Raw genomic sequence first — 12710 nt, 5'->3', positions numbered from 1 at the left:
GTGCGTGCGTTCAACCGTTTGAGTGCGCCGGAACCGACGGCGACCGGGCGGGTGGTTAATTGGGCAGGTTGTCGCGCAGCGTCGCGCGCGTACCCTCGGTCAGTGAGATCGCCGGCGCCAGCCCGGGCTGGCCGAGGCGGTTGCCCGCGATAACCGTCGCGGTGAACTCCGGCGCGTTGACGAGGATCGCATGTTCGCCGGTCTCGCTGATGAAGTTGCCCTCGATGCGATAGCCCGGCCCGAGCAGCGCCTTCGGCCGGCTCTGGCAGTCGATGCCGGTGTGACCGACGCGGGTGATGCGGTTCCCGATGATGCGGTTGTCCCCGAGCCCGAGCACCACGATGCCGTTGCCCGGACCGTCGGTGATCGTGTTGTCGCGCGCGAGTCCGCCCGTGCCTTCGCCGAGTTGAAGGCCGTTGTCCTGCCACGGGCCAAACGGCCGCTGACCGAACTTTTCGATGGTGTTGCCGCTGACCTCGCAGTCCTTCGTGGCCGAGCCGACCTGAATGCCCTCGCAACCCGTGTCGTAGGTGCGGTTGCGGAGCACGCGCACGCCCTCGATGGCGTGGGGCCAGCGCTTGTCCGCCGCGCCCGCGGGATGCCCGCTCGCGTAGAAAGAATTTCCGAGATAAATGCCTTCCCCCTTCGTCAGCGTGATGACGCAATCGCGCACCGTGACATTGCGCATCACGAAGGCATCGCGCCACGTCTTCGGATCATCGGTCGGATCCTGCTTGATCATGATCCCCGCGAAACCGGAACCGGTGACTTCAAGGTGACTCACTTCGAAGTCAGAGGAAATGCCGCTCACGGTCAGCGTGTTTTTGCCCTCCTCGAGGCGGAGTGATTTCCCGGCCGCCGTCGTCGTCGATTGGTCCGCGTCGGCGAGACCGGTGAAATGGAAATGGGTGCAGTCCACAAAGGCGACCGCGTAGCTGTCGATCCCGCCCGCGATCACGAGCGGACCCGCCGGACGGATGGTCACGGGCTTCCGCTGGCTTCCGTTCAGTTTCTCGATACGCAATGGTCCGCGAGCCCCGGCCTCGATCAGCACCGTGTCGCCGGGCTTCACGCCGGCGGCCGTGGCATCGAACTTGCGCGTGGCCGCCTTGATGACGTGGGTCTTTGCCCCGAGGTCGACCGGGAGAACGACGCCGATCACTATCGCCAACCAAACCGCGGCCGACCACCAAACGAGACGCGTGTGAAAGGAAGGGGCGTTCATCACCCGGCCACTGCACCGCAGGCACGGTCCCGGTGCAACCGCCCGCTGCAAAATCCGCACTCATACGCTTGAGCTGGGCCGGACGTGTGCTGCACTCGCGGCGCGCTAGTTTCTGACGACGCATGGCTTACCACCCTAATCCCCGCCCGCTAGCGTCCCGCCGATGAGCGCGCCCGCCACGCCATTGCCGACAGAACTAACGCCCGCCAAAACCTGGCGCGCCGGCACCCTCATCTACACCTCGGGTGGACTCGTGATGTTGTTTTGCTGGCTGCTCGCCGGCGACTTTGCGTGGTCGATGAAGGATCGCTCGGTGCAGTGGGTGGTGCAGCTGTTGCTGAAGAAATTCGAGGCATCCGACACGATCATCGGCATCCTGCTGGGTGGGTTGCCACACGCTTTGACGCTGCTGCTGACTCCGGTGATCAGCTACATGTCCGACCGCCATCGCGGACGGTGGGGCCGTCGCATTCCCTTTTTGGCGATCTCCACGCCGTTCACGTCGCTTTCGATCATCGGCCTCGCATTCAGTCCCACGCTCGGCGAGCACCTGCACGCGCTGCTGGGCGGGGCGTCGCCGGGGTTGAACAACAGCATCCTGATCGTCTTCGGGGTCTTTTGGACGATTTTCGAGGTCTCCACGATCACGGCCAACACCGTGTTCTTCGCTCTGATCAACGACGTCGTGCCGCAGGCGCTGCTCGGGCGCTTCTATGGGTTGTTTCGCGCGCTGGGACTGGCGATCGCTATCGGGTTTAACTTCTGGTTGTTCGGCAAGGCGGAGACGCACTTTGCCTGGATCTTCATGGGCGTAGGCGTCATCTACGGTGTAGGTTTTCTGGCATTGTGCCTGAAGGTGAACGAAGGCGAATATCCGCCGCCTCCGCCCGCCGCGCCGGGACGCTCCGGGGCGTTTGCGGGCGTGAAAACTTACGGCCGCGAATGTTTCACGCTGGGTTATTACCTGTGGGTCTACGCCAGCGTCTCCTTGGCGTGGATGGCGCTCTCCGCCATTAGCCTGTTCAACGTGCTTTTCGCCAAACACGTCGGCCTGACGATGGACAGCTACGGCAAGCTCCTGGCGTTGACCTATCTGATCTCATTCACGCTCTCGTATTTCATCGGCATGCTCGCGGATCGGTTTCACCCGTTCCGGGTCTCGCTGATCGCGATGGCGCTCTTCGGCACGGCGACGCTTGCCGGCGGCTTCATCATCGAAAACGCCCGGACGTTCGCGATCATGCTCGTGTCGACGAGTGTCCTGAGCGGCTTGTGGCAAACCTCCAGCGCGTCGCTGACCATGCGGCTTTTCCCGCGCGCCAAATATGCCCAGTACGAATCTGCGCGCGCGCTCGTTACGAGCCTCGGCCTTATGCTAGTGGGCCCGGCCTTGGGCAAGATCCTGGATCTTTCCGGCCACGATTACCGGCTCGCCTACCTCACCGGTGGTGGCCTGGCCCTGCTCTCGCTCACGACGGGCCTAGTTGCCTACCGCAGCTTCCGCCGTTTGGGCGGCCCGGCCGGATATCTCGCACCCGAGTAACCTAGCAACCACTCAAGCCTGCCTGCCATGCCCGCCCGTGTTTCCATCTCCCGCTCCGCGCGCGTCCGCCGCTCCTCCGCCCAGACCGCGGGGCGGGCTCTCGTGCGGGTTACCTATCCGTTAGATTACCTGTTGTGCTTGCCGGAGGACTACAGCGCCAACCGGCGTACGCGCTGGCCGCTCGTGGTGTTCCTCCACGGGCTGGGGGAGCGCGGACCCGATCTGAACGCCGTGAAACGGCACGGTCTGCCGCGACTGGCGGAAGCCGGAATGAAATTCCCCTTCATCCTCGTGTCGCCCCAATGCCCCGCCGACTCTTGGTGGAACGCCGCCGCCATCGATGCGTTCGTGGCCACGATTTGCAGCCAGCTGCGCGTCGACCTGGATCGGGTGTATCTCACTGGGTTGAGCATGGGCGGTTACGGCACTTGGACGACGGCGTGCTTCAATCCTGCCCGTTATGCCGCCATCGCGCCCATCTGCGGCGGCGGCGAGGTGCGCCACGCCGCGCAATTGCGCCAGGTGCCGGTGTGGGCGTTTCATGGCGCGAAAGACCGCGTCGTCCGCCCGGCCCGCTCCCAGGCCATGGTCAAGGGTGTGCGGGACGCCGGCGGCAGCGCTAAGCTCACCGTCTTTCCGCGGTTGGAACACAACTCCTGGGATCCGGCTTACGCCAAGCCGGAGCTCTTGACCTGGTTGCTGGCGCAGCGTCGCGCGCGTCCGTCTACCGCACGCCCATGAATGCGATTATCGATCTCTCTTCGGCCACGGTGACGTGGAAATTTCGAACCGTCGGCCGGCGCGGCCGCTGGATGCCGGCCGTGGTGCCGGGCTGCGTGCACCGCGACCTGCTCCACGCCGGGGAAATTCCCGATCCATTTTACGGCACCAATGAGCTCGGTCTACGCTGGATCGAGGAGAAGGATTGGGAGTATCGCGCTGAATTTGACGCCACCGCCGAGCTGCTGGCCGCACCGCAGATCGACCTCGTCGCCGACGGGCTCGATACGGTGGCCACGGTGACGCTCAACGGCCACGTCGTTGCCCGCACGGAAAACATGTTTCTCGCCCACCGCTGGCCGGCTCGCCGGTGGTTGCGAACAGGCCGCAATGTGCTGCACATCCGCTTCGCCAGCGCCGCCCGCTACGTGCGGGAACAGCGACCCGGACACACCGGATTTGAGAACAACGACCCGATCGGCAATTGCTCCCGGATTCGCAAGGAGCAGTGCCAGTTCGGCTGGGACTGGGGCCCGCGCCTCGTCACCGCCGGCATCTGGCGGGGTTTGCGCCTCGATGTCCGGCCCGCCAACCGGCTCGAGCACGTGCGGGTCAGCCAGCACCATGCGCGGGGCGGGGCGGTGACGCTGCGCTTCACGCCGGAACTTACGCGGCCAGACGCACGGGTGCGTTACGAGGGCACACTCAGCCTGGAGGGCCGCTTGATTGGATCCATCGAGGATTGCGCGGTGAAAATAAAGAACCCCGCGCTGTGGTGGCCCAACGGTCACGGGGACCAGCCGCTCTACATCGCCACGCTGCTCGCCCGGGATGAACGGGGCAACGAGGTGGGTCGCTGGGAACGCCGGCTAGGCCTGCGCACGGTGGCGCTCGAGCAACGGGCGGACCGCTGGGGCGAATCGTTCCAGTTTGTCGTGAATGGCCGTGCAATCTTCGCAAAGGGCGCCAACTGGATTCCCGCGCATAGCTTCGTCGCCGGGCTCACCCGTGACGACTACGCCCGCGATCTGCGCGCAGCGGCGCAGGCGCACATGAACATGATCCGTGCCTGGGGCGGTGGGATTTACGAGAGCGAGGATTTCTATGACCTGTGCGACGAACTCGGGCTGCTGGTCTGGCAGGATTTCATGTTCTCCTGCGCGCTCTACCCGGGCGACCGGAAGTTTCAGCGCAGCGTCGCAGCGGAGGCGGCCCAAGAGGTCCGCCGGCTTCAGCACCGGGCCTGCCTGGCGCTCTGGTGCGGCAACAATGAGATCTACCAGTTACGGGCCGAGCAGTTGCGCGATCCGGCACGACAGCGCGCCTACCGCGAGATTTTCGACGGCGTGCTCCCGGCCGCCATTGCCGCGCATGATGGCATCACCGCCTACTGGCCGAGTTCGCAATGGCGGGGCGATCCCGATCCCACCCACGAAGCCGGCGAGCGGCGCGGGGACACGCATTTCTGGGATGTCTGGCACGCCCGCCAGCCGGTGAAGTCGTATGAGAAGTGGCGGTTCCGCTTCTGCTCCGAATTCGGCATGCAGAGTTATAGCTCGCCCCAGACCAACGCGACCTTCTGCCCGCCCGATGACCGCAACGTCTTCGGCGCGACGATGGAGAATCACCAGAAGAACCCCGCCGGGAACCAGATCATCCTCGACTACATCTCGCGCCGCTACCGCCTGCCGAAGGATCAGGACGCGCTCATCTACCTTTCGCAGCTCAACCAAGCGTATTGCATGCAGACCGGCGTTGAGCACTGGCGGCGACACATGCCCCGATGCATGGGAGCGCTTTACTGGCAGCTGAATGACTGCTGGCCGGTTGCTTCATGGAGTTCGATTGAGTTCACCGGCCGCTGGAAGGCCTTGCACCACCACGCCCGGCGGTTCTTCGCCCCGGCGCTGGTATCGGCGCATGTCCCGGGCGATGAGATTCAAGGCACTGGAAACTATCGACGCTCGGAGGTCGGAATCGTGCACCTTCACACGGTCTACGACGCCCCGTCGGCCGCTTCGGGGCTGCTCTCGTGGGAACTGAGGCATTTCGACGGACGCATCCTCTCCCGTGGCAAAAAGCGCGTGCGCCTGCGCGGCGGCGAAAGCGTGCGCCAGCGCACCTTGGATTTTGCCCGAGAACTGGCCCGACAAGGTCGCGACAATCTCTATCTGCGCATCCACCTTGCCGTGAGCGGCAGCATCGGCAGTCAGGACTCGGTCTTCTTCGCTCCGCCCCGTTTTCTCAACCTGCCCCAAGGCCGACCGCATGTGCGGGTGGAATCCACAACCCGGCAAGCGGCGACCCTGATTTTCACGTCGAAGATGTTTCTGCATCGCGTGAATTTCTCGCTGGGAGTGACCAGTGAGGAAGCGAGCGACAACTGGTTCGACCTCTATCCCGGGGTCGAGAAACGGGTGGTCGTCCAGCTCAAGCGGCCGGTGGCTGCGAAAGGGATTTTGTCGGATTTGAAGGTGTGCTCGCTCGCGGACACCTACGTGTGACCTGCCCGATGAAAAAGCCCGTCGCCCTCTGCCTGATGAAACCGTCCCTGTATGCGGACCTGTTCGATCCGGTCGATCGCGCCCGGCTGGAGGAGCTGCTGGACTTCGTCGCTCCGGCTACGGATCCCGCCCAGATCCCCGGACTGGGCACAGACCTGGCTCGCGTGGAGGTCCTGATCGGGTCATGGGGCCTGCCTCGCATGACAGCGGAGTTTCTCGCGCAGTTTCCTGTGCTGAAGATCCTTTTCTACACGGCCGGCAGTGTCCGGGAAAAGTCCACGCCCGCTTCGTGGGCGCGGCCGGTCCGGGTCGTCACCGCGGCCGCGGCCAACGCAGTTCCGGTAGCCGAGTTCACCTTTGCCCAGATCGTCCTTGGATTGAAACAGGTCTGGCCCTCGGTCGATCTCGGACGCCGCGAGCAGCGCTTCGTGCGTTTGCCGGTCGCGGCGGCAGGCACCTTTCGCAGCACGGTCGCGCTGCTCGGCCTCGGCCACATAGGGAGATTGGTCGCCGAACGCCTGCGCACCCTGTCGCTCAACGTGATTGCCTACGACCCGATGGTTTCGCCGGAGGAGGCGCGGGGCTTGGGTTTCACGCTGTGCAGCCTGGAGGAGGCATTCCGCACCGCCGACCTGGTCAGCTGCCATCTTCCCTGGCTGCCTGCGACCAACGGGCTCATCCGCGGGCACCATTTCGAGGCGATGAAACCGCACGCGGTATTCCTCAACACGGCCCGGGCCGAGGTCACCGACGAAAGCGAACTGTTAGCCGTCCTGCGCGCCCGGCCGGATCTCACGGCGCTGATTGACGTGTTGGTCAACGAGGATCCCGCAGTCCGGTCGCCGCTGCACGCGCTGACCAATGCGTTCATCACGCCGCATATAGCCGGCAGCCTGGGGCACGAGTGGCACCGGCTCGGCCTGACGGTGGTGGATGAAGTGGAGCGTTTCGTGGCCGGGCAGCCGCTGCGGCATGAATTGACGGCCGACCGAGCCGTTTTTTCCGCCTGAGCGCAGTCCGGCGCCGAGTCAGATCACCGCGTTCCGCCGCATGACCTCCGCATACCACTGAGCACTGAGTTTCGGGGTGCGCCGTTGCGTGGTGAAATTGAGGTGCACGAGCCCGAAGCGGGACACGTAGCCGTCGGCCCACTCAAAGTTGTCCATGAAGGACCAGAGAAAATATCCGCCCACCGGCACCCCCGCCGCAATCGCGCGGTGCAGCGACTGCAGGTAGGTCCGCAGATACTGGCAGCGGTGCAGGTCGAGAATCTCCCCCGACAAGTCCCGTGCCGCCTCGTCCCAGCCGTGGACCGATTCGAGGTGCGCGGGCATGCCCGGTGCGTCGTGATAACCGACGCCATTTTCAGCGATATAAAACTCCGGCACGCGATATAGCTCGGCGCAGAATTTCAGCCCCCAGAACATCGCCTGCGGCACATGATGCAGCCACGCGGCCTGCGCGCGCGGGAATCCCTCGGGCAACGGCAACAGCTCCGGCCGTCCGTCCGCGCCGGCTCGCACGAAATGCCCGCGATACACATTGAGCCCGAGAAAGTCGGTGGGTTGGCCGATCAAGGTCATGTCCTCGGGGGTGTGCTCCGGCGCGTCCGCCCCGCAGCGCTCGAGGTAGCTGGCCGGATATCCGCCGCCGTTGAACAAGGGCGCTAGCAGGTGTTCGTTCGTCTGGGCGAAAATCGTGCGCGCGGCGGCGATGTGCTCGGGCGTCTCGGCGAAGGGCACGGTGATCTCGGGATTGTGCACGAGCCCCACCTTCGCCCCGGGGCCGCCGTGCTGCCGCACCGCCTGCACCGCCAGCCCGTGCGCGAGCAGGGCGTGGTGAAAGACTTGGTTGACCACCTTCGGCGGCTCCATCGCCCCGGGGGCATGGAGGCCCAGTTTGTGCCCGTGGATCACGAAGGCGGGGATCTCGTTCAGAGTGAACCAATGCTTCACGCGGCCCCCGAACGCCGCCACCGCAGCCTGCGCGTAGGCGGCAAAGGCCGCAGTCGACTCGCGGGTCCGCCAGCCGCCGCGCGCCTCGAGTGCTTGAGGCATGTCCCAGTGATAAAAGGTGCACCAGGGCGTGAGCCCATGCGCCAGCATGGCGTCGATCAGCCGGTGATAAAAAACGAACCCCGCCGGGTTCCGGCGCTCATCGCCGTCGGGAAACAGCCGCGACCACGACAGTGAGAAACGGTAGTGCTTCACGCCGAGCGCGCGCATCAGCGCGAAATCCTGCTCGTAGCGGTGGTAGTGGTCGCACGCCACTGCCGGTCCGAGACCGTCCTTGGTCCGGCCAGGCTGCCCGGCAAAAGTGTCCCACACGGACGTACCGCGCCCGTCGAGCGCCGCCGCGCCTTCGATCTGGGCGGCGGCCGTGGCGGTGCCCCAGACAAACCCGGCGGGAAAGGAAAAGGAGGAATCCATCACTCCACGCCACGCCACCGAAGGGCCGAGGCCAACGGGCGATGGGTTCAAGCGCTTGAACGGTTATTCAGGCCGCACGGTAGAGGGTCAGTTTGGTGGAACCGGACCTCCGGGCAGGTTGGATTGATGGGATGGTGCCGTCATCGCAAGTGCCCAAGCCCGCCCGGCGATCGTGCTCCACCTGCGAGGAAACATCCCCGCCACTGGACCGCACGCGGCTGTCGCCAATGGCTGGTTCGCCGTTTACCCCTCCCAGTCCCATGCGCCATACGGCTCCTCGATTTAACTCAGTCGGAACTATTCCGCCACGCCGGCCGCAACCCGCAGCCTGCAAAGTGTTTCGGTTTGTGGATCACGTAGGTGGATGGGCGCTCGGATCTACGCGACCTACCTCCGCCCGCGCTGCTCCCGCTCAAGCGATTGAATGTGGCCACCGTTTATCCCGTGGTGCGGCCTCAGACATCTGTGGGCTGAACCTGCTACGTGATGACTCGCGCCAGCTCCACCCAAGCAACCCCGCCCCATGAAACACACCTGCTCCAAGCCCATTCGTAACGTCTGTCTCCTCGGTGCTATGACCTCCCTATGGATAGTCAGCAGCGCCCCCGCGCAAACCGCCCGGGTCGCGCCCGCGCCGGTGCCATCCGCCAAGCCCGCCTCCGACCTCGATGAAGACCTCCTGCAGCTTTCGCCGTTCTTAGTCCGCGCGGACGACAACGAAGGCTATTTCTCCAACAGCTCCACCGCCGGCACGCGCACCCGCACGGAACTTGTGGACCTGCCAATCAGCATGCAGGTGCTCACCGAGGAGTTCCTCAAGGACATCGCCGCGATCGACCTTATCGACGCCGTCGCCTACACTAGCGGCGTTTCGCTGGGCGCCGGCCAGTCGACCAACGAGGGCGACAACACCAGCTTCACGCTGCGCGGGCAGACCGGCTTCCTCCCGATGCGCAATGGCTTCCGCCGTCTCCGTCTCGTCGGCTCCGCCAACATCGACCGCGTGGAGGTTCTCAAGGGCCCGTCCTCGATGCTTTACGGCCAGCTCAATCCCGGCGGTTCGGTCAACTACATCACGAAGCGCCCGAAACCCACGCAGAACTTCGTCAATTACCAGCTGCAGGCCGGCAGTTACGATTTCTACCGCGCCGTGCTCGATATCAACACGCCGCTCATCGAGAACAAGCTGGCCCTGCGGCTCGTGACTTCGTACGAGGACTCCGACTCCATCGTCGACCGCTTCGCAAACCAGACGACTCTCATCAACCCGTCTCTCACGTGGTGGATCCGCCCCGGCACCTCGCTTACCGTCGAGTATGAGGAGAGCAAGCGCCTCACCAACGGCTTCTCGCCGCGCCTGCCGTTTAACGCCCGCATCGACTTCGAGGACCGTCCTGCCGCCGTCACCCGTTCCTTCAACGCGGCCGCTCCGGGCGACTACAACGACACCGAGATGGGGGTGACGACGGCGGAGCTGATCCACCGTTTCACTTCCTACCTGACGCTGCGCGCCAACGTCACCGCCGGCACGTGGTATGAGAACATCCGTGCCAACGGCCAGAACGTCACGCTTGCCGGCACGGCGTTCGACACCCTCCCGCGCCGCGGCCTCACGCATCGCAAGCGCGGTACCGACGATCTCTGGCGGCAGGGCGAACTGGTCAACAATTTCACCTTCGCCGGCATCGATGTGCAAAATATAGTCGGTTACCAATACGAGACCCTGAAATTTTACCAAGACTACACCGGCGTGCAGGTGCCCGCCAGCCCGCTGACCCAGTGGAACGTGTTCGACCCGGCCACCTGGGTTGTCACCGAGCTGAATGAATCCCAAACGATCGGCAGCTCTTCCGACGGATACAGCAGCACCAACACCACGCGCAGCGGTTACGTGACCAACCAGCTGTCGATGCTAGACGGCAGGCTGCGCACGCTCGCCGGTGTCCGCCGTGACTATTTTTACGTGAATGATTACACGCCCTCGACCGGAGTCCGCACTCGCGGCGAGGCCAAACCCGCCACGATCCCGCAGGTCGGCGCCGTGTATAAGTTCACCCCGAAGTTCTCGGTATATGCGAACTACTCCGAATCATTTCTTCCGGTCTTTAGCTCCGGCCGTCGTCCGGACGGCACCCAGTTCTCCCCGAGCCCGCAGTCCGGCAAAGGTTACGACGTCGGCCTGCGCTCCAGCTTCCTCCAGGATAAGGTCGCCGCCTCCGTTTCCGTGTTCCAGGTTGATAACACCGACATCGTGCGCTTCCTGCCGGCGGTCACCATCACGCGTCCCGACGGCCTGCTGGAGACGTTCAGCCCGATCGAGCAATCCGGCACCGATCGCAGTGAAGGCATCGAGCTCGACCTCCGACTGAAGCCTTGGAAGGGAGCCCAGATCATCGCCACCTACGCCTACACGGACGCGTGGGTGCTCAGCGACACGTCCAGCAACACGCGCGTCATCCTCGCCGACGGCAGCGTTTTCTACACCCGCACCGGCCACCGTCTGGCCAATGCGCCGGAGCACACGGCCTCGCTGTGGGGCCGTCACGATTTCGGCAAGGTCGGTAAGTTCACCAATCTATTCGTCATGGGCGGCGCGCGCTTCGCCAGCGAACGCGAGCAGACCGAGGCCTACGTCGTGGTCGCCGGCGTCGCGAGCAGACCTTGGAACATGGACGGTTACCTCCTGTTCGACGCCGGTTTTGGCGGGCGATTCAAACTGATGGGCCGCGACATCAGTGCCACGCTCAACGTGAAGAATGTCACCGACGAAATGTGGCTGGCCAATCGCTTCCGATACGGCGAACCGCGCACGTTCCTGTTCTCGCTCTCGGGAAAATTCTGATCACCGGAGGTTTTCCTGCCATCCATCCCCTCCAGTCTTGCACGGGCCGCCGCGCTCACGCCCGGCGGCTTCCGCCATTCGGTGTGCAAGTGGTGCTACCCGGATATCCCGCTGGCCGAGTTCGCCGCGGTGGTGAAGGGCTTCGGCATCGAGTCGGTCGAGCTGCTCGACCCGGCCGAGTGGGCGGTGGTGCAGAAGCTGGGCCTGACCTGCGCCATGGCCAACGGCACCACGAGCATCGGAAAGGGAATGAACCGCCTCGAACATCATGCGGCCTATGTGCCGTCGATGATTGAACGCATCAATCAGTGCGCCGAGGCCGGCCTGCCCAACGTGATCCTGTTCTCCGGCAATCGCGACGGCATGCCCGATGAGCAAGGGCTGGAGAACTGCGCGACCGGCCTGAAGCAGATCGTCGGCGAGGCCGAGAAGCGCGGCGTCACCGTGTGCATGGAACTCATGAATTCGAAGGTGAACCACCAAGATTACATGTGCGACCGCACACCGTGGGGCGTTGAACTGGTCAAACGCGTGGGTTCCGAGCGGTTCAAGCTGCTTTACGACATCTATCACATGCAGGTCATGGAGGGAGACGTCATCCGCACAATCCAGCAGAGCCATCCCTACATCGGCCACTACCACACGGCGGGCTATCCCGGGCGGAACGAGATCGATGACACCCAGGAATTGAACTACCCCGCCATCATGCGCGCGATCAAGGCGACCGGGTTCACGGGATTCGTGGCCCAGGAATTCCTGCCGAAACGCACGCCGCCGCTCGATTCGCTCAAGGAGGCAGTGGAGATATGCTCGGAGTGAGGGAGTCCAATCCACTCCCACCGCGTGGTGACAGGGAGTTTAGCTGCCCGTCGAGGAGCGCGGGGCCTGCATTTTCGAGCCAAGCGCGTCGGGACTCTCCGGGCACGATATCTTTGGGAGATGATTCAAGGGTTGGTGGGTGAGTGAGAAGGGGAGGGGGATGGAGCGGCGGCGGTGCGGGGGCTCGCGTGACAGGCGCACGTCGATGTGTCCTAGCGCTTGGTGGCCGAAGGCGCGGCCGACATACTAAGGTCTGACCGCGGAAAGTGAGTGCGTTGTTTGCACGCATGCTGTGCACCTTTATGCCGCAGTCATCGTGAGGGTGAAAAAGAAAGCAGGGCACGGATTGGCCATGTATTCGAACTCAACTACATTTTGGGAGATGACCGAGGACAAGATTTGAATCTGAAGAAATCGGAAATTGACGGAGGGAATTCCAAGGAGGAGTACGCTAAAGACGTAGCTTCGGACCTACGGTCATGGTCGAGTTGGGAGAGAACGTGATTCGTTCGGCAGGAATAGCGCTGATGATCTTCGGTAGAAAAATTAAGATCACTAAGCCCTCGAATGATATCATCCTTAAAAAGGAAGGAGTAGCGTTTAACCCTTCGGTCATTTTTTCATAGAG

8 protein-coding genes are annotated in these 12710 nt (G+C 63.9%); 6 read left to right on the top strand and 2 right to left on the bottom strand.

Going from position 1 to position 12710, the window contains the following annotated elements:
- Nucleotides 1-55: 55 nt before the first annotated feature.
- The gene (locus tag CMV30_RS18800; protein ID WP_096057460.1) at nucleotides 56-1225 is read right to left on the bottom strand and encodes a right-handed parallel beta-helix repeat-containing protein; all 1170 of its coding nucleotides are present in this window, start codon (nucleotides 1223-1225) and stop codon (nucleotides 56-58) included.
- A 163-nt stretch (nucleotides 1226-1388) separates the two neighbouring features.
- Between CMV30_RS18800 and CMV30_RS18795 the strand changes: the two genes are divergently transcribed.
- Genes CMV30_RS18795 through CMV30_RS18780 form a run of 4 tightly spaced genes read left to right on the top strand, consistent with a single transcriptional unit; the run spans nucleotide 1389 to nucleotide 7002 of the window.
- On the top strand, nucleotides 1389-2768 hold the full coding sequence (locus tag CMV30_RS18795; protein ID WP_096057459.1) for an MFS transporter: 1380 nt from the start codon (nucleotides 1389-1391) through the stop codon (nucleotides 2766-2768).
- Between the two features lie 27 nt (nucleotides 2769-2795).
- On the top strand, nucleotides 2796-3509 hold the full coding sequence (locus CMV30_RS18790; protein WP_138223387.1) for a carboxylesterase family protein: 714 nt from the start codon (nucleotides 2796-2798) through the stop codon (nucleotides 3507-3509).
- Complete coding sequence (locus CMV30_RS18785; protein ID WP_175414971.1) at nucleotides 3506-5992, top strand: beta-mannosidase; 2487 nt, start codon at nucleotides 3506-3508, stop codon at nucleotides 5990-5992. The genes CMV30_RS18790 and CMV30_RS18785 overlap by 4 nt, the downstream gene beginning before the upstream one ends.
- An 8-nt stretch (nucleotides 5993-6000) precedes the next feature.
- On the top strand, nucleotides 6001-7002 hold the full coding sequence (locus CMV30_RS18780) for a hydroxyacid dehydrogenase (protein WP_096057458.1): 1002 nt from the start codon (nucleotides 6001-6003) through the stop codon (nucleotides 7000-7002).
- An 18-nt stretch (nucleotides 7003-7020) separates the two neighbouring features.
- Here CMV30_RS18780 and CMV30_RS18775 read toward each other — a convergent pair whose 3' ends face one another.
- Nucleotides 7021-8472 carry a GH1 family beta-glucosidase gene (locus tag CMV30_RS18775; protein WP_245844337.1) on the bottom strand — a complete coding sequence of 484 codons (1452 nt, stop codon included), beginning with the start codon at nucleotides 8470-8472 and terminating at the stop codon, nucleotides 7021-7023.
- Nucleotides 8473-8944: 472 nt separating this feature from the next.
- Between CMV30_RS18775 and CMV30_RS18770 the strand changes: the two genes are divergently transcribed.
- Complete coding sequence (locus CMV30_RS18770; RefSeq protein WP_096057457.1) at nucleotides 8945-11263, top strand: TonB-dependent siderophore receptor; 2319 nt, start codon at nucleotides 8945-8947, stop codon at nucleotides 11261-11263.
- Between the two features lie 15 nt (nucleotides 11264-11278).
- On the top strand, nucleotides 11279-12082 hold the full coding sequence (locus CMV30_RS18765; protein WP_096057456.1) for a hydroxypyruvate isomerase family protein: 804 nt from the start codon (nucleotides 11279-11281) through the stop codon (nucleotides 12080-12082).
- Nucleotides 12083-12710: the final 628 nt, after the last annotated feature.

The sequence above is a fragment of the Nibricoccus aquaticus genome (assembly GCF_002310495.1).
Taxonomy (GTDB): Bacteria; Verrucomicrobiota; Verrucomicrobiia; order Opitutales; family Opitutaceae; genus Nibricoccus; species Nibricoccus aquaticus.
The sequence above is the reverse complement of the archived record's forward strand: the minus strand, read 5'-3'. Positions and strand labels throughout refer to the sequence as shown.